This window comes from Pseudomonas monsensis, assembly GCF_014268495.2.
GTDB classification, from domain to species: domain Bacteria; phylum Pseudomonadota; class Gammaproteobacteria; order Pseudomonadales; family Pseudomonadaceae; genus Aquipseudomonas; species Aquipseudomonas monsensis.
Genome location: NZ_CP077087.1, coordinates 673,666 through 689,408, shown reverse-complemented (window position 1 = coordinate 689,408; position 15,743 = coordinate 673,666). Strand labels below are relative to the sequence as shown.

Sequence of the window (15,743 nt, the reverse complement as noted above, 5' to 3'; positions counted from 1 at the left end):
CAGGACGCCGCGCAGGCAGCAACCCGCAACAGCGACTATGGTGTTCTGGTTCGGTGAGTTTGTTTTTGGCCTGAAGACGAAGGAGTGTTGAGTCATGCGCGACAAACCAGCGACGGGCGTAGTGCCCAGCCCCGCCGTGTTCATCAACGCACAAAGTGCGATCACCGGCCTGCGTGGCCGGGATTTGATTTCGACCTTGCGCAGCGTGGCAGCCCATGGCCTGCGCAACCCGATCCACAGTGCGAAGCATGCCTTGAAGCTCGGCGGCCAACTGGGCCGTGTGCTGCTCGGCGAAACCCTGTACCCGACCAATCCGCAGGACAGCCGTTTCGCCGATCCGGCGTGGAGCCTCAATCCTTTTTACCGGCGCAGCCTGCAGGCCTACCTGGCCTGGCAAAAACAGGTCAAAAGCTGGATAGATGAAAGCAACATGAGCGACGACGATCGTGCCCGCGCGCACTTCGCCTTCACCCTGCTCAACGACGCCGTGGCGCCCTCCAACACCTTGCTCAACCCGCTGGCGGTCAAGGAGCTGTTCAACTCCGGCGGACACAGTCTGGTCCGTGGCCTCAGTCATCTGTTCGATGACTTGCTGCACAACGATGGCCTGCCACGGCAGGTGACCAAGCAGGCTTTCGAGGTCGGCAAGACCGTCGCCACCACCACCGGTTCGGTGGTATTTCGCAACGAGATGCTGGAGCTGATCCAGTACAAACCGATGAGCGAAAAGCAGTACGCCAAGCCGCTGCTGGTGGTGCCGCCGCAAATCAACAAGTACTACATTTTTGACCTGAGCCCGCACAACAGCTTCGTCCAGTACGCCCTGAAGAACGGCTTGCAGACCTTCATGATCAGCTGGCGCAACCCCGATGTCCGCCATCGCGAATGGGGCCTGTCGACCTACGTCGAAGCGGTAGAAGAAGCGATGAACATCTGCCGGGCGATCACCGGCGCGCGCGAAGTCAACCTGATGGGCGCCTGCGCCGGCGGCCTGACCATCGCGGCGCTGCAAGGCCACTTGCAGGCCAAGCGGCAACTGCGGCGGGTTTCCAGCGCGACCTATCTGGTCAGCCTGCTGGACAGCCAGATCGAGACCCCGGCCACCCTGTTCGCCGACGAGCAGACCCTGGAAGCCGCCAAGCGCCGCTCCTATCAGAAGGGTGTGCTCGATGGTCGTGACATGGCCAAGGTCTTCGCCTGGATGCGCCCCAACGATTTGATCTGGAGCTACTTCGTCAACAATTACCTGCTGGGCAAGGAGCCACCGGCCTTCGACATCCTCTACTGGAACAACGACAACACACGCCTGCCGGCGGCATTTCACGGCGACCTGCTGGACTTCTTCAAGCACAACCCGTTGACCCATCCGGGCGGGCTCGAGGTGTGCGGCACGCCGATCGACCTGCAGAAAGTCACCGTCGACAGCTTCAGCGTCGCCGGCATGAACGACCACATCACCCCGTGGGATGCGGTGTATCGCTCGACCCTGCTGCTCGGTGGCGATCGACGCTTCGTGCTGTCCAACAGCGGCCATGTACAAAGCATCCTCAACCCGCCGAGCAATCCGAAGGCCGCCTACGTCGAGAACGGCAAGATGAGCAGCGACCCGCGCGCCTGGTACTACGACGGCAAACACGTCGAGGGCAGCTGGTGGCCGCAATGGCTGACATGGATTCAGGAACGCTCCGGGGCGCAGCACGAAACCCAGATGGCCCTCGGCAACCCGAACTATCCACCGATGGAGGCGGCACCCGGTACTTACGTGCGTGTGCGCTGACGCTTAACCGAATTTTTCTAAGAAGACTGGATGAAAACCCGCGACCGGATTCTCGAATGTGCTTTGCAGTTGTTCAATGAGAAAGGCGAGCCGAACGTCTCCACCATGGAGGTGGCCAACGAAATGGGGATCAGCCCCGGCAACCTCTATTACCACTTCCACGGCAAGGAGCCGTTGATTCTCGGCCTGTTCGAACGCTTCCAGAATGAGCTGGCGCCGCTGCTCGATCCGCCGGCCGATGTGGAGCTGGCGCCGGAAGACTACTGGCTGTTTCTGCACTTGATCGTCGAGCGCCTGGCACAGTACCGCTTCCTCTTCCAGGACCTGTCGAACCTCGCCGGGCGCTTGCCGAAGCTGGCCAAGGGCATTCGTCATCTGCTCAATGCGCTGAAGCGCACACTCGCTTCGTTGCTTGCACGATTGAAGGCTTCGGGGCAACTGGTCAGTGATACGCAGGCGTTGGGGCAACTGGTGGAGCAGATCACTATGACGCTGCTGTTTTCGCTGGATTATCAGCGGATTCTGGATCGCGAGGGCGAGGTTCGTCTGGTGGTTTACCAGATCATGATGCTGGTGGCGCCGCATCTGCTGCCGCCGGTTAAGGTCACCACGGAGCGGATGGCCCTGCAATACCTTGAAGATCACGACTGAATCAAAAGCCCCTCACCCTAGCCCTCCCGAAACGTCGGACCGCCCGGAGGGAGAGGGGGACTGATTGGGGGATGCTGTAGAAGTACGCCGACCTGACAGTGCGTTACCGAATCCATAATCGGTAAGGTCTTTCAGGTCGGTGTATAGCGTGAGACACCTCGTTCGGTCCCCTCTCCCTCTGGGAGAGGGCTAGGGTGAGGGGCTGTTGGAATTCAGATACAAAAACGCCCGACCTTCACAGGCCGGGCGTTTTAATTTGCCCTGAAGAATCAGGACTGACTGGTTGGCGTCGACGGGGTCGATACAGCAGTCGGGGTGGCCGCTGGAGTCGGCGCTGCGGCGGAGTTCGACGCACTCACCGGAGCTGCCGGGGTGGCCGGTTTGGCTGCAGCAGGTGCGGCCGGTTTCGGCGCAGCGGCTTTCGGCGCGGCCGGTTTTTTCACTGCCGGTTTCTTCGCCGCAGCAGGTTTCGCTGCAGGCTTGGCAGCCGGTTTGGCGGCAGCGGTTTTGGCGGCGGGTTTAGCTGCAGTTTTGGTCGCAGGTTTTGCTGCCGGTTTCGCGGCGGCTTTAGCGGCAACCGGCTTGGCTGCGGCTTTGGCGGCTGGCTTGGCGGCGGCGGTTTTCGCAGCGGCTTTGGCTGCAGGCTTGGCCGCTGCTTTGGCCAGAGGCTTGGCGGCAGTTTTCGCAGCCGGTTTGGCTGCAGCGGTTTTCGCCGCTACCGGTTGGGTTTTCAGACCGGTGAGTTTCTCGATCTGCTTGGTCAGGGTTTCAACCTTGCTGTGCAGCGCTTTCACTTCATTGCGGCTTGGCACACCCAGACGCGAAATCGCGCTGTTCAGGCGCTTGTCGAAAGCCCCTTCCAGCTCGTCCCACTTGCCCAGTGCGCGATCTTTCACGCCGCTGATGCGCGACTTGGCCGAAGAAGCGGAGTCCTTGGCGGCATCGACTTTTTTGCCGACTGCTGTCTTGGTGAGCTTCTCGGCTTTCTCGCCGTCTTTGACCAGTGACTCGAAGAGTTTGCTGCCGTCAGTGTCGATCTTCGAGTACACGCCTAAACCAGCCAGCCAGATTTTGCGGGAGTAGTCTTCGACTTTCCCAATCCACGAGCTGCCTTCTTTATCGGTGTTCTTTTTACCAGCCATCCCGTTCTCCTTAAGATTTACGCGCGACGCGTTCGAGCAATGCCGTCAGCTCATCGAGCTTAGCAGAGAGTGTCTCAACGTCATGTTTAGACGGAATGCCGATACGATTCAAGGCACTTGCAACACGGGAGTCGAACGCCTTCTCGACCTTGTCGAGCTGGACTTCGACACGACCCTTGAACGAGCTGACTTCGTCCTTGACGTCATCAATCTCGGCGTTGGCTGCTTCGAGTTTTTCGGTGACGGCTTTTTTGCCTTTCTTTTCAACCGTTTGACCAGCCTTGATCAACTCCTGAAAGTAGTCGCTGCCTTCTTGGCCGACCTTGGTGTAGGCACCCAGGCCTGCCAGCCAGATCTTGCGGGCATAGGATTTGACGTCGCTCAGAGCAGAAGTCGAAGCGTCGATTTTTTTCTTCAAAATGACTTTGGCCATGGTGCACCTCACGCGCAGAAGGTTTGAGGAACTGCCCGCAAAGGTGTCGGGCTCAGGCACAAAGTAGGGAGAAAAATTAGAAACGGCACCCTAACAACTGACATAAACAGCAGGAGCACCACAGAACAAATGCAGGAGTGAGCCTGCTCGCGATTGAGGTCTGTCAATCAACATTACGGTGACTGACAGACCCCAATCGCGAGCAGGCTCACGCCTACAGGGGACCGTATTTCAGACCAGGGCCTTGTCGAGGGCCTTCTCGATCTCGGCTTTGATCATGCCGCTCATGGCCGACATCATGATGCCCAGTTCCACATCGACCTTGATCGAATCGTCGGCCACATGCACCGCGCCTTTCACGCCCGAGCGCTTGAGGTTCAGGGTGTCGCCCGACCACTGCGGCTCCAGGCCATATTGATCGGAGAGTTTCTGCGCCAGCTTGTCGGCCTTCTCGCGGGCGGCTTCCTTGCCCAGGTTGTGGGCACGCTCAACACTGATTTTGGCCATTGAATGACTCCTGCTTGATGAATAGGTCTCGGTAAATCTTGACCGCGTCTGCGGCAAATCGTCCCGACGGTTGCCCATCTTACCTTTAGCCATTCCAAGACAAAGCATGGCTTGGGGATTAGAATGTCGCGCATTCTCTTTTGGTGACAGCGATATGACTGATCAGCGCAAAGGCAGCGATGCCGAACCCACCACACACTTCGGCTTCAAAAACGTGCCGGAAAGCCAGAAAGCGGAAAAAGTCGCTGAGGTCTTCCACTCGGTAGCGGCGAAATACGACCTGATGAACGACCTTCTGTCGGGCGGCATGCACCGTCTGTGGAAGCGTTTTGCGATCGAATTGTCGGGCGTGCGCAGCGGCAACCGCGTGCTGGACATCGCTGGCGGCACGGGCGACCTGACCAAAAAGTTCTCCCATCTCGTTGGCCCGACCGGCCAGGTGGTGCTGGCCGACATCAACGAATCCATGCTCAAGGTCGGCCGTGATCGTCTGCTGGATCTGGGGGTGTCGGGCAACGTCGAATTCGTTCAGGCGGATGCCGAAAAGCTGCCGTTCCCGGACAACCATTTCGACTGCGTGACCATCGCCTTCGGCCTGCGCAACGTGACGCATAAAGAAGACGCCCTGCGCTCGATGCTGCGCGTGCTCAAGCCCGGCGGTCGCCTGCTGGTGCTGGAGTTCTCCAAGCCGACCAACGCGCTGATGTCGAAAGCCTACGACGCCTACTCGTTCGCCTTCATGCCGCTGATGGGCAAGCTGATCACCAACGACTCGGAAAGCTATCGCTACCTGGCCGAATCGATCCGCATGCACCCGAATCAGGAAACCCTGAAGTCGATGATGGTCGACGCCGGTTTCGACCGCGTGACCTATCACAACATGACCGCAGGCATCGTCGCCCTGCACCGCGGCATCAAGCCCTGATGTTGCTCACCGGGCTGCTCGCCAGCGTTGAACTCGGTCTGAACCGGGTGCTGCGTCTCGACAGCACGGCGCTGCCGAGGCTGGCGCATCTGACCGGCAAGGTGATTGCCGTCGATTGCCGCAGCCCGGCGCTGCAACTGTTCATCCTGCCGAGCGATGAGGGCCTGATGCTGGCCGCGCACTGGGAAACCGCTGTCGACTGCACCTTGCGTGCGCCCGCGTCGAGCCTGGTGAAACTGGCCATGAGCAAGGACAAGACCGCGGTGCTGCACGCCCCGGAAGTCGAGATCGACGGTGACAGCGGCGTGCTGCTGGAGCTGGCCGGCGTGCTGCAGGATCTGGAGCTGGACTGGGAGTACGAACTCTCGCGCTGGCTGGGTCCGGTCGCCACGCAACTGGTGGGCGGTCATCTGCGCAGCCGCGCACGCTGGTATCAACAAGGATTTGCCAGCCTCAACCAGAACCTCGCCGAATACCTCGCCGAAGAATCGCGCACCCTCGTCGGGCAGCGCGAGGCCGAAGCGCGGTTCAGCGAACTGGACCGGATCAAACTTGATCTGGAACGTCTCGAGGCGCGTTTCGAGCGCCTTTCCCGATCCCTCGACCCAAGCGATAACGCATGAAGCTGCTTGCCGTCCGCCGTCTGTTGCGCATCCAGCGCGTCGTGATCCGCTACCGCCTCGATGACCTGCTGTTCGAGTTGCCGCTGCCCTGGTTTCTCCTGGCGCTGCGCTATGTGCTGCCGTGGCGCTGGTTCCCGCGCAAGCCGCTGGACCTGAGCCGTGGCGCGCGCCTGCGCCTGGCCCTGCAGGATCTGGGGCCGATCTTCATCAAGTTCGGGCAGATTCTCTCGACCCGCCGCGACCTGTTGCCGGAAGACATCGCCGATGAGCTGATGCTGCTGCAGGACCGCGTGCCGCCGTTCGATTCGCAGTTGTCGATCAAGCTGATCGAAGAACAACTGGGCAAGAAGATCAGCGAAGTGTTCAGCCGTTTCGACGTCGAACCGCTGGCCTCGGCCTCGGTGGCGCAGGTGCATGCCGCACAGCTGAAAACCGGCGAAGAAGTGGTGGTCAAGGTGATCCGTCCGGGCCTGAAACCGGTGATCGCCCAGGATCTGGCGTGGCTGTTCATCCTCGCCCGCGCCGCCGAAAAAGTCTCCGCCGACGCCCGCCTGCTGCACCCGGTGGACGTGGTGCAGGACTACGAGAAAACCATCTACGACGAACTCGACCTGCTGCGCGAGGCGGCCAACGCCAGCCAGTTGAAACGTAACTTCGAAGGCTCGCCGCTGCTCTACGTGCCACAGGTCTACTGGGACTGGTGCCGGCCGAAAGTGCTGGTGATGGAGCGCATCTACGGGATTCAGGTGACGGATCTGGCGACCCTCGCCGACCAGCGCACCGACATGAAGATGCTCGCCGAGCGCGGCGTGGAGATTTTCTTCACCCAGGTGTTCCGCGACAGTTTCTTCCACGCCGACATGCACCCGGGCAATATCTTCGTCAGCACCGTCAACCCGTGGAGCCCGCAGTACATTGCGATCGACTGCGGCATCGTCGGCAGCCTGACCCCGGAAGACCAGGACTATCTGGCGCGCAACCTGTTCGCCTTCTTCAAGCGCGACTATCGCCGCGTGGCGCAACTGCACATCGACTCGGGCTGGGTGCCGGCGGAAACCAAACTCAACGAATTCGAAGCGGCGATCCGTACCGTGTGCGAACCGATCTTCGAAAAACCGTTAAAAGATATTTCATTTGGCCAGGTGCTGATGCGCCTGTTCCAGACCGCACGACGCTTCAACATGGAAGTTCAGCCGCAGCTGGTGCTGCTGCAAAAGACTCTGCTGAACATCGAAGGCCTCGGCCGTCAGTTGTACCCGGACCTGGATCTGTGGAACACCGCGCAGCCGTTCCTCGAACGCTGGATGCGCGAGCGCATCAGCCCGAAAACCTTGATCGGCAACGTGCAGAGCCAGTTTGAACAGCTGCCGCACCTGGCCAACATGGCGCGCGACCTGCTCGAACGCATGTCCCAACCGCACGCCAAGGACCCGCCACCGCCATGGCACAAACGCAAGGATGACTGGTTCCTGCGCCTGCTCGGCAGCGCTCATCTGGCAGGCGGCACCATCCTTGCCGCCGGTGGCCCGTTGCACGAACTGGGGCATTGGCCGGCAGGCATCATGGTGGCAGTCGGCTTGTATCTGGTCGTTCGCCGATAGCACGAATCAGCTGCAAGTTATAAGCTGCGAGCTGCAAGCTTGACGACACAGATACACCGCAGCCTGCTTTTACTTGCAGCTTGAAGCTCGAGACTCGAAGCTGCTTTTTTCAGGAATTGAAGATGAAAAACTGGCTGGACGAGATCAAGTGGGACGCTGACGGCCTGGTGCCGGCCATTGCCCAGGATCACAAAACCGGACGTGTGCTGATGATGGCCTGGATGAACCGCGAAGCCCTGGAGCTGACGGCGGCAGAAAACCGTGCCATCTACTGGTCACGTTCCCGTGGCAAGCTGTGGCGCAAGGGCGAAGAGTCCGGCCATGTGCAGACCCTGCATGAAATGCGTCTGGACTGTGATGCCGACGTCATCATCCTGATGGTCGAACAGATCGGCGACATCGCTTGCCATACCGGCCGTCAAAGCTGCTTTTACCGCGTCTTCGAAAACGGCGACTGGAAGACAGTCGACCCGGTCCTGAAAGACCCGCACGCTATCTATTGCGCAGGACACAAACATGAGTGACACCCTGACCCGCCTGGCCGAAGTGCTCGAAGAGCGCAAAGGCGCAGCCGCCGACAGCTCGTATGTGGCTAGTCTGTATCACAAGGGTTTAAACAAGATTCTGGAGAAAGTCGGCGAAGAGTCGGTCGAAACCATTATTGCCGCCAAGGACGCCGCGATCAGCGGCGACTGCAGCGATGTGATCTACGAGACCGCCGACCTGTGGTTCCACAGCATGGTCATGCTCGCCCAACTGGGGCAGCATCCGCAGGCCGTGCTGGATGAACTGGATCGCCGCTTCGGCCTGTCCGGACACGTCGAGAAAGCCTCGCGCCCGTCCGCCTGAACAACTTCTAGAGAGGAACAGCAACATGGGCATTTTTGACTGGAAACACTGGATCGTCATTCTGGTTGTCGTGGTGCTGGTGTTCGGCACCAAGAAACTGAAAAACCTCGGCACCGACGTCGGTGAGTCGATCAAGGGCTTCCGCAAAGCCATGAACGACGACGAGAAACCCGCTGCCGATCCGACCGTAACGCCTGCACAACCGGTGCCACCGGTGCAGCCGCAAACGACCGCTCAGGCCAACCCGCCGCACACCATCGACGTGCAGGCGCAGAAAGTCGAAGAGCCGATTCGCAAAGACGTGTGAGCACTGACTAATGTTTGGTATCAGCTTCTCTGAACTGCTGCTCGTCGGCCTCGTCGCCCTGCTGGTGCTGGGTCCCGAGCGTCTGCCGGGCGCTGCGCGCACCGCCGGCCTGTGGGTCGGGCGGCTGAAGCGCAGCTTCAACGCGATCAAACAGGAAGTTGAACGTGAAATCGGTGCCGACGAGATCCGTCGGCAACTGCACAACGAGCACATTCTGTCGCTGGAGCAGGAGGCGCGGAAGATTTTCACGCCGGTTCAGCAGGAACCGACGCCGGTCGAGCACGTGGGTGAGCAGACGATTCACAGCCCTGCTGCTGCGACACCACCTGCAGCCGCCAGTGCACCTGTCATGACACCGACTGAACCAGCGCCCGCCGCTGCACAAACTTCGGTTGAACACGTTGCTCCAGCCGCCGCGCCTGTTGCGCCGGCCCCTCACGACCCCACATTGCCGCCGCGAGCCCCATGAGCGATCTCCCCGAAAACGACCAGCACATGCCGCTGGTTTCGCACCTCACCGAGTTGCGCACCCGCCTGCTGCGTTGCGTGGCGGCGATCTTCATCATCTTCGCCGGGCTGTTCGCCTTCACCCAGCAAATCTACACCTTCGTCTCGACGCCGCTGCGCCAGTACCTGCCGGTCGGCGCGACGATGATCGCCACCGACGTGTCATCGCCGTTCCTGACGCCGCTGAAGCTGACGATGATGGTCTCGCTGTTCCTCGCGATCCCGGTAATCCTGCATCAGATCTGGGGCTTTATCGCGCCGGGCCTGTACAAGCATGAGAAACGCATCGCGGTGCCGCTGCTGGTGTCGAGCATTCTGCTGTTCTACACCGGCATGGCGTTCGCCTATTACTTCGTGTTCCCGCTGATCTTCAAGTTCTTCGCTGCGGCCACCCCGGCCGGCGTGGAAATGATGACCGACATCGCCAGTTACCTCGATTTCGTCATGACGCTGTTCTTCGCCTTCGGCGTGGCGTTCGAGATCCCGGTGGCCGTGGTGTTGCTGGTGTGGATTGGCGTGGTCGACGTCAAATACCTGAAAAAGATCCGCCCGTACGTGATCATCGGCTGCTTCGTGGTCGGCATGATCCTGACGCCGCCGGACATCTTCTCGCAGACCCTGCTGGCCGTGCCGATGTGGATGCTGTTTGAAATCGGCATCCTGTTCGGTGGGCTGATCAGCAAGCGCGAACGCCCGGACGAAACCCCGGCCGACGATCACAACGACCAGCCGCCAGCGACCCAGGCATGAACCTGCTGTTGCTCGAAGAGGCCGACTTCATCGCGGCCGACCGCGTCGTGCTGCGTGACCGGCGCCTGACCCACATGCAGGAAGTGCATCGCTCCGAAGTCGGTGACAGCCTGCGGGTCGGGCGCATCAATGGCCTGATGGGTTCGGCCGAACTGCTGCGCCTCGAGGCCGGCGAAGCCGAACTGCGCGTCACCCTCGATCAGCCACCGCCGGCCAAGCTGCCGCTGACCCTGGTGTTGGCCCTGCCGCGTCCGAAGATGCTGCGGCGGGTGTTCCAGACCGTGGCGACCATGGGCGTATCGAAGGTAATTCTGGTCAACAGCTACCGGGTCGAGAAGAGCTTCTGGCAGACGCCGTTCCTGGAGCCGGAAGCAATTCGCGAGAATCTGATCCTCGGTCTCGAGCAGGCCCGCGATACCGTGCTGCCGGACATCATCATTGAGAAACGCTTCAAGCCATTCGTCGAAGACCGCCTGCCGGCGATCACCGAAGGCACCCTCGGCCTGGTCGGTCATCCCGGTAACTACCCGCCGTGCCCGCGTGCGCTGAGCGAACCGGTGACACTGGCGATCGGCCCGGAAGGCGGCTGGATCCCCTACGAAATCGACCTGTTGGGCAAGTCCGGCCTGCAACCGGTGCAACTGGGCGAGCGCATCCTGCGCGTCGAAACCGCCGTCACCGCCCTCCTCGCCCGCCTGTTTTAAATCCGACGCGCAACCTCTGTGGCGAGGGAGCTTCACCCCGGATAAATGGCGTTACAGATTGCCATCACTCGGCCGATACCCTCTCCATAAGTCCAATTAGTGGTCCGAGGGGAGTCGTCGCATGTACCGTTGGTTAGCCGAGAATCTTGGGAACGTCAGTGTCAAACGCAAGCTGGGCATCGGTTTCGGCCTGGTGCTGTTGCTGACGCTGTTGATTACCTTCACCGGCTGGACCGGCATGGGCGGCATCATCAGCCGCGGTGACAAGCTCGGCTTCATCTCCAGCCTCAATGAGCTGACCAAGGACCTGCGCCTGGCCCGTCTGGACTATGAAGCTCGTCGTGGCGAACAAGGCCCGGGCGCGGTCAATGAGCTGTTGGCCAAACTCGCCAGCGGCCTGCAAACCGCGCGCGGTCTGATCGAGCAGCCTTCTGATGCGGCGATGGTCGATCAGCAACTGGCCGCCGTCGCCGAGTACAAGCGCGCCTTCGCCGACATGACCCAGGCCACCGTGCAGCGCGAAGACGCGCGCAGCAAACTCGGCGCCAATGCCGACAATGCCGTGGCCAAGGTCGCGGACGTCGAGAAATCCCTGCTGCAGGGTGACAGCGTCGCGCAATTCAACAGCGTGATTGAGCTGAGCAAACTGTTGCAGCAGGCGCGTTATCAGGTGCGCGGCTACACCTACAGCGGCAAGGCCGATGCGGAGCAGCCCGCGCTGGACGCCATCGACAATGCCCTGAAAAACCTCGACAGCCTGCCGGCGAAATTGCCCGAGCAGCACATCGCCAACCTGCAACAGGCCACCGACTCGATCAAGGCCTATCGTGCGGCAGTCGCTCAGTTCCGCGACTCGCAGGTGAACAATGCCAGGGCCGGGGCCACCATGACGGCTCAGGGCGACATCCTCCTCGACGTCAGCAAGAAGCTCACCCAATCGCAAACCGTGGTGCGCGACACCGATGCCGCGCACGCCAAGAACATGTTGATCATCGCCACCCTGCTCGCCGTGGCCTTCGGCCTGCTGGCCGCCTGGGCAATCACCCGGCAGATCATCATCCCGCTGAACCAGACCCTGAAAGTCGCCGAACAAGTGGCCGCCGGTGATCTGACCCACAACCTCGTGTCGCAACGCCGCGACGAACTCGGGCAGTTACAGCGCTCGATGCAAAGCATGACCCAAGGCCTGCGCGAGCTGATCGGTGGCATCAGCGATGGCGTGACCCAAATTGCCAGCGCTGCCGAAGAGCTGTCGGCGGTCACCGAGCAGACCAGCGCCGGGGTCAACAATCAGAAGATCGAAACCGACCAGGTCGCCACCGCCATGAACGAAATGGCCGCCACCGTGCAGGAAGTCGCACGCAACGCCGAGGAAGCTTCCGAAGCCGCCGTGGCCGCCGACCAGCAGGCCCGCGAAGGCGACAAGGTGGTCGGTGAAGCGATCGCGCAGATCGAGCGTCTGGCGGTTGAAGTCGGTCATTCCACCGAAGCCATGGGCGAACTCAAGCGCGAAAGCGACAAGATCGGCAGCGTGCTCGACGTGATCAAGTCCGTAGCCCAGCAAACCAACCTGCTGGCGCTCAACGCCGCCATCGAAGCCGCCCGTGCCGGTGAGGCGGGTCGTGGTTTTGCCGTGGTCGCGGATGAAGTGCGCAGCCTCGCCCAGCGCACCCAGAAGTCCACCGAAGAGATCGAAGAGCTGATCGTCGGCCTGCAAAACGGCACCCAGCAAGTGGCGACGATCATGGACAACAGCCGCTCCCTGACCGACAGCAGCGTCGAACTGACCCGTCGCGCCGGTGGTTCGCTGGAAAGCATCACCCGCACCGTGTCGGCGATTCAGGCGATGAACCAGCAGATTGCGGCAGCGGCCGAGCAGCAGAGCGCTGTGGCTGAGGAGATCAACCGTAGCGTGCTGAATGTGCGGGATGTGTCGGATCAGACCTCGGCGGCCAGTGAAGAGACTGCGGCGTCCAGTGTTGAGCTGGCGCGGCTGGGGACGCATTTGCAGACGTTGGTGGGACGCTTCAAGGTTTGAGGTGATTCATCTGCCTCGGTTCACTGGGAACCGAGGTGATGCTATCGCTGGCAAGCCAGCTCCCACAGGATTTATGTCGATCACAACGGTTGTGTTCAACCCACTCACTGTGGGAGCTGGCTTGCCAGCGATGGCGTCCGAGGGGACGCCGCCGTTACAGGACCTGACGCAGGAAAGCCTGAGCGCGCGGATCCTTCGGTGCATCAAAGAACTCTGCCGGCGCCGCATCTTCCAGCAACTTGCCGTGATCGAAAAACAACACCCGATCCGCCACTTCCCGGGCAAAACCCATTTCGTGGGTGACGCAGACCATGGTCATGCCTTCCACGGCCAACCCCTTCATCACGTCCAGCACTTCACCGACCATTTCCGGGTCGAGGGCCGACGTCGGTTCGTCGAACAGCATCACTTTCGGGTCCATCGCCAGCGCCCGGGCAATCGCCACGCGCTGTTGTTGACCGCCGGACAGGCGTGAAGGGTATTCCCGCGCCTTCTGTGCGATACCGACCTTCTCCAGCAACGCCAGGGCCTTGGCCTCGCTTTCCTTCTGCCCGCGCTTGCGCACGACTTTCTGCGCGAGGCAGAGGTTTTCCAGCACGGTCATGTGCGGGAACAGGTTGAAGTGCTGGAACACCATGCCGACTTCGCGGCGGTAGGCGTTGACGTCGGTTTTCGGGTCGGCCAGTTGCAGGCCGTCGATGCTGACCGAACCCGAGTCGAACGCTTCCAGACCATTGAGGCAACGCAGGAAGGTCGATTTGCCGGAACCCGACGGACCGATCACCACCAGCACTTCGCCCTTGGCCACCGTGGTAGTGACGTTATCCACAGCGCGAACTACCTGACCACGGGTGTCGAAGACTTTTACCAGATCGCGGACTTCAATCACTTTGCGCGAGCCTCCGCTCAAGCCGGCTGGCGATTTTCGACAGCGGCAGGTTGATCAACAGGTACAGGCCGGCGACGCAGAACAGGATTTCGAACGGCGAGAACGAGGTGGTGATGACTTCGCGACCACTTTTCAGCAGCTCGGTAATCGCAATCACCGACACCAGCGAGGTGTCCTTGACCAGACTGATGAACTGCCCGGCCAGCGGCGGCAGCACGCGTTTCAGCGCTTGCGGCAGCACCACGTGACGCATCGACTGGCCAGCGCTCAAGCCGAGCGAACGCGCCGCTTCGTTCTGCCCACGGGCAATCGACTGCACGCCGGAACGGATGATCTCCGCCACGTAGGCGCCAGTGAACAGCGACAGCGCGGCGATCCCGGCGAATTCCCGGGACAGGTTCATCACCGTGCCGATGAAGAAGTAGAAAATGAAGATCTGCACCAGCAGCGGCGTACCGCGCACCAGTTCGACGTAGATGCTCGACAGGTCGCGCAGGGTCGGGTTGCTCGACAGGCGGCACAGCCCGGTGACCAGACCGATCAACAACCCGAGCACGCCAGACACCACCGACAGCCACAGCGTCGTCCACAGCCCCCACAACAACGGCCCTGCGGCCCAATGCCGGGTCACGCCCACGACGTCGCCTTCAGCCACATCGTCGCCCTGAGCGAATTGCAGGCTGTTCTCGTCGACCGTCAGGTGCTGCTCGTCACCGGCGTCGTTACGCAGGGTGACTTGGGCGCTGCCGCCCTTGCGCACCAGTTCGGTGACCGTGGAGATATCGGTAGCACGCTGGGATTCTTCGGCCTGATAGGCGAAATACTGTGGCACGCGGTTCCAGCGCCATTCGTAGGACATCAGCGACGTGGCGTAATACAACGCGCCCGCCAGGCCGACCAGCACCAGCACGGTGAGGACGTGCCAGGGCCATTGGGCTTTTTTCTGTTTCATTGCAGGTTCCGGATTTTGTGTTGCTCTGGAGGGCCTCTTCGCGAGCAAGCTCGCTCCCACAGTGGATTTGTGGTGTTCACACAATCACTGTGGGAGCGAGCTTGCTCGCGAATGGGGCAACTCGGTCTATCTGACCGGGCTTATTCCATGTCCTTGAGCCACTCGGTGCTCTTGAACCACTTGTCATGGATACGATCGTAGGTGCCGTCTTCGTGGATCTGGTGCAGGAAGTTGTTGATGAAGTTGAGGCTGTCGTAGTCGCCCTTCTTCAGACCGAAGGCCAGCGGCTCGTAGGTGAACGGCTTGTCGAGGAACACCAGTTTGCCGGCGCCGACCTTGTTCACCGCCACCACGTTGTACGGCGCGTCGTAGATGAAGGCGTCAGCCTTGCCATTGACCACGTCGAGCACCGCTTCCTGCTCGTTGTCGTAGCCGTGGTATTTGGCTTTGGCGATCAGTTTCTTGGCGACCATCTCGCCGGTGGTGCCGAGCTTGGAGGTGATGCGGTAGTCGGCGGTGTTCAGGTCTTTATAGGACTTGATGGTGCCTTCCAGCTCCTTGCGGATCAGCAGGGTCTGGCCGACAACGATGAACGGTTCGCTGAAGTTCAGGCGCAGGTTGCGCTCCTGGGTCAGGGTCATGCCGCTGCCGATCATGTCGAATTTGTCGGTCATCAGTGCCGGGATGATCCCGTCGTAACCGGTCGACACCAGCTCCAGCTTGACGCCCATGGCCTTGGACATGGCTTTGAGGATGTCGACTTCGAAGCCGATGATCTCGCCGCGCTTGTTGGTCATCTCGAACGGCATGTAGGTCGGGTCCATGCCGACTTTCAAGGTGCCGCGCTTGACCGCGTCGTCGATCGCGCCGGCGTGCGCCGCATTGACTGCAACCAGTGCCGTGACGCCGACCAGCAGCATCGACAGATACTTCTTCATCTTCAAGTCCCCAAAACCATTGCAATTGCGGCGCGAAAACCAACAGAGGCGGGCAAAAAAGCCCGGGTGCGCCAATTCGGGGACGGATGCTAACGCACTCGTTTTTTTGCACAAGGTTTAATGGACGATTTGTTTAACAATCAAGAGCTG

The 15,743-nt window shown here is 60.9% G+C and carries 18 protein-coding genes and 1 pseudogene; 13 read left to right on the top strand and 6 right to left on the bottom strand.

Annotated elements, in window-relative coordinates:
- Window positions 1–94 precede the first annotated feature (94 nt).
- Window positions 95–1,777 carry a class II poly(R)-hydroxyalkanoic acid synthase gene (gene phaC, locus HV782_RS03000; RefSeq protein WP_123470734.1) on the top strand — a complete coding sequence of 561 codons (1,683 nt, stop codon included), beginning with the start codon at window positions 95–97 and terminating at the stop codon, window positions 1,775–1,777.
- 30 nt (window positions 1,778–1,807) lie between these two features.
- Window positions 1,808–2,428: a TetR/AcrR family transcriptional regulator gene (locus HV782_RS02995; RefSeq protein ID WP_186746234.1), complete on the top strand. Its 621-nt coding sequence runs from the start codon at window positions 1,808–1,810 to the stop codon at window positions 2,426–2,428.
- Window positions 2,429–2,697: 269 nt separating this feature from the next.
- Here HV782_RS02995 and HV782_RS02990 read toward each other — a convergent pair whose 3' ends face one another.
- The 3 genes from HV782_RS02990 to HV782_RS02980 all read right to left on the bottom strand — a co-directional run bounded on the left by HV782_RS02990 (window position 2,698) and on the right by HV782_RS02980 (window position 4,510).
- A complete protein-coding gene (locus HV782_RS02990; protein WP_186746236.1) occupies window positions 2,698–3,570 on the bottom strand; it encodes a phasin family protein in 873 nt (290 codons plus the stop codon).
- A 10-nt stretch (window positions 3,571–3,580) separates the two neighbouring features.
- Complete coding sequence (locus tag HV782_RS02985) at window positions 3,581–4,003, bottom strand: phasin family protein (protein WP_123470728.1); 423 nt, start codon at window positions 4,001–4,003, stop codon at window positions 3,581–3,583.
- A 231-nt stretch (window positions 4,004–4,234) separates the two neighbouring features.
- Window positions 4,235–4,510 (bottom strand): polyhydroxyalkanoic acid system family protein, encoded by a 276-nt coding sequence (locus HV782_RS02980; RefSeq protein ID WP_025110282.1) that lies wholly within the window; start codon window positions 4,508–4,510, stop codon window positions 4,235–4,237.
- A gap of 154 nt (window positions 4,511–4,664) precedes the next feature.
- Between HV782_RS02980 and ubiE the strand changes: the two genes are divergently transcribed.
- The 11 genes and pseudogenes from ubiE to HV782_RS28875 all read left to right on the top strand — a co-directional run bounded on the left by ubiE (window position 4,665) and on the right by HV782_RS28875 (window position 12,814).
- Window positions 4,665–5,435 carry a bifunctional demethylmenaquinone methyltransferase/2-methoxy-6-polyprenyl-1,4-benzoquinol methylase UbiE gene (gene ubiE, locus HV782_RS02975; RefSeq protein ID WP_003220857.1) on the top strand — a complete coding sequence of 257 codons (771 nt, stop codon included), beginning with the start codon at window positions 4,665–4,667 and terminating at the stop codon, window positions 5,433–5,435.
- On the top strand, window positions 5,435–6,058 hold the full coding sequence (locus HV782_RS02970) for a ubiquinone biosynthesis accessory factor UbiJ (protein WP_128615771.1): 624 nt from the start codon (window positions 5,435–5,437) through the stop codon (window positions 6,056–6,058). The genes ubiE and HV782_RS02970 overlap by 1 nt, the downstream gene beginning before the upstream one ends.
- Window positions 6,055–7,659: a ubiquinone biosynthesis regulatory protein kinase UbiB gene (gene ubiB, locus HV782_RS02965; protein ID WP_123470724.1), complete on the top strand. Its 1,605-nt coding sequence runs from the start codon at window positions 6,055–6,057 to the stop codon at window positions 7,657–7,659. The genes HV782_RS02970 and ubiB overlap by 4 nt, the downstream gene beginning before the upstream one ends.
- A 122-nt stretch (window positions 7,660–7,781) precedes the next feature.
- Complete coding sequence (gene hisI / locus HV782_RS02960; protein WP_123470722.1) at window positions 7,782–8,183, top strand: phosphoribosyl-AMP cyclohydrolase; 402 nt, start codon at window positions 7,782–7,784, stop codon at window positions 8,181–8,183.
- Window positions 8,176–8,508 carry a phosphoribosyl-ATP diphosphatase gene (locus HV782_RS02955; protein ID WP_007909355.1) on the top strand — a complete coding sequence of 111 codons (333 nt, stop codon included), beginning with the start codon at window positions 8,176–8,178 and terminating at the stop codon, window positions 8,506–8,508. Before hisI ends, HV782_RS02955 begins: the two co-directional genes overlap by 8 nt.
- Before the next feature lie 25 nt (window positions 8,509–8,533).
- Window positions 8,534–8,815, top strand: coding sequence for a twin-arginine translocase TatA/TatE family subunit (locus tag HV782_RS02950; protein ID WP_123470720.1), 282 nt, complete (start codon window positions 8,534–8,536; stop codon window positions 8,813–8,815).
- A 10-nt stretch (window positions 8,816–8,825) separates the two neighbouring features.
- Window positions 8,826–9,284 (top strand): Sec-independent protein translocase protein TatB, encoded by a 459-nt coding sequence (gene tatB, locus HV782_RS02945; protein WP_123470718.1) that lies wholly within the window; start codon window positions 8,826–8,828, stop codon window positions 9,282–9,284.
- On the top strand, window positions 9,281–10,072 hold the full coding sequence (tatC, locus tag HV782_RS02940; RefSeq protein WP_083367258.1) for a twin-arginine translocase subunit TatC: 792 nt from the start codon (window positions 9,281–9,283) through the stop codon (window positions 10,070–10,072). Before tatB ends, tatC begins: the two co-directional genes overlap by 4 nt.
- Window positions 10,069–10,776: a 16S rRNA (uracil(1498)-N(3))-methyltransferase gene (locus tag HV782_RS02935; protein WP_123470716.1), complete on the top strand. Its 708-nt coding sequence runs from the start codon at window positions 10,069–10,071 to the stop codon at window positions 10,774–10,776. Before tatC ends, HV782_RS02935 begins: the two co-directional genes overlap by 4 nt.
- A 121-nt stretch (window positions 10,777–10,897) precedes the next feature.
- Window positions 10,898–11,959 (top strand): annotated as a pseudogene (locus HV782_RS28880) (methyl-accepting chemotaxis protein); the annotation flags it as partial.
- Entirely contained in the window at window positions 11,942–12,814 is an 873-nt protein-coding gene (locus tag HV782_RS28875; RefSeq protein ID WP_371921338.1) for a methyl-accepting chemotaxis protein, read from the top strand. The pseudogene HV782_RS28880 and the gene HV782_RS28875, both read left to right, overlap by 18 nt.
- Before the next feature lie 154 nt (window positions 12,815–12,968).
- Here HV782_RS28875 and HV782_RS02925 read toward each other — a convergent pair whose 3' ends face one another.
- The 3 genes from HV782_RS02925 to HV782_RS02915 all read right to left on the bottom strand — a co-directional run bounded on the left by HV782_RS02925 (window position 12,969) and on the right by HV782_RS02915 (window position 15,593).
- A complete protein-coding gene (locus HV782_RS02925) occupies window positions 12,969–13,703 on the bottom strand; it encodes an amino acid ABC transporter ATP-binding protein (RefSeq protein WP_123470712.1) in 735 nt (244 codons plus the stop codon).
- Window positions 13,696–14,655: an amino acid ABC transporter permease gene (locus tag HV782_RS02920; protein ID WP_128615767.1), complete on the bottom strand. Its 960-nt coding sequence runs from the start codon at window positions 14,653–14,655 to the stop codon at window positions 13,696–13,698. Before HV782_RS02920 ends, HV782_RS02925 begins: the two co-directional genes overlap by 8 nt.
- Before the next feature lie 140 nt (window positions 14,656–14,795).
- Window positions 14,796–15,593, bottom strand: a complete 798-nt coding sequence (locus tag HV782_RS02915; protein ID WP_041071500.1) for a transporter substrate-binding domain-containing protein — start codon at window positions 15,591–15,593, stop codon at window positions 14,796–14,798.
- Window positions 15,594–15,743 lie beyond the last annotated feature (150 nt).

Excerpts from the sequence above, each read along its gene's own strand:
- phaC (WP_123470734.1), top strand. The coding sequence starts at position 95 with ATGCGCGACAAACCAGCGACGGGCGTAGTGCCCAGCCCCGCCGTGTTC.
- HV782_RS02995 (WP_186746234.1), top strand. The coding sequence starts at position 1,808 with ATGAAAACCCGCGACCGGATTCTCGAATGTGCTTTGCAGTTGTTCAAT.
- HV782_RS02990 (WP_186746236.1), bottom strand. The coding sequence starts at position 3,570 with ATGGCTGGTAAAAAGAACACCGATAAAGAAGGCAGCTCGTGGATTGGG.
- HV782_RS02985 (WP_123470728.1), bottom strand. The coding sequence starts at position 4,003 with ATGGCCAAAGTCATTTTGAAGAAAAAAATCGACGCTTCGACTTCTGCT.
- HV782_RS02980 (WP_025110282.1), bottom strand. The coding sequence starts at position 4,510 with ATGGCCAAAATCAGTGTTGAGCGTGCCCACAACCTGGGCAAGGAAGCC.
- ubiE (WP_003220857.1), top strand. The coding sequence starts at position 4,665 with ATGACTGATCAGCGCAAAGGCAGCGATGCCGAACCCACCACACACTTC.
- HV782_RS02970 (WP_128615771.1), top strand. The coding sequence starts at position 5,435 with ATGTTGCTCACCGGGCTGCTCGCCAGCGTTGAACTCGGTCTGAACCGG.
- ubiB (WP_123470724.1), top strand. The coding sequence starts at position 6,055 with ATGAAGCTGCTTGCCGTCCGCCGTCTGTTGCGCATCCAGCGCGTCGTG.
- hisI (WP_123470722.1), top strand. The coding sequence starts at position 7,782 with ATGAAAAACTGGCTGGACGAGATCAAGTGGGACGCTGACGGCCTGGTG.
- HV782_RS02955 (WP_007909355.1), top strand. The coding sequence starts at position 8,176 with ATGAGTGACACCCTGACCCGCCTGGCCGAAGTGCTCGAAGAGCGCAAA.
- HV782_RS02950 (WP_123470720.1), top strand. The coding sequence starts at position 8,534 with ATGGGCATTTTTGACTGGAAACACTGGATCGTCATTCTGGTTGTCGTG.
- tatB (WP_123470718.1), top strand. The coding sequence starts at position 8,826 with ATGTTTGGTATCAGCTTCTCTGAACTGCTGCTCGTCGGCCTCGTCGCC.
- tatC (WP_083367258.1), top strand. The coding sequence starts at position 9,281 with ATGAGCGATCTCCCCGAAAACGACCAGCACATGCCGCTGGTTTCGCAC.
- HV782_RS02935 (WP_123470716.1), top strand. The coding sequence starts at position 10,069 with ATGAACCTGCTGTTGCTCGAAGAGGCCGACTTCATCGCGGCCGACCGC.
- HV782_RS28875 (WP_371921338.1), top strand. The coding sequence starts at position 11,942 with ATGCAAAGCATGACCCAAGGCCTGCGCGAGCTGATCGGTGGCATCAGC.
- HV782_RS02920 (WP_128615767.1), bottom strand. The coding sequence starts at position 14,655 with ATGAAACAGAAAAAAGCCCAATGGCCCTGGCACGTCCTCACCGTGCTG.
- HV782_RS02915 (WP_041071500.1), bottom strand. The coding sequence starts at position 15,593 with ATGAAGAAGTATCTGTCGATGCTGCTGGTCGGCGTCACGGCACTGGTT.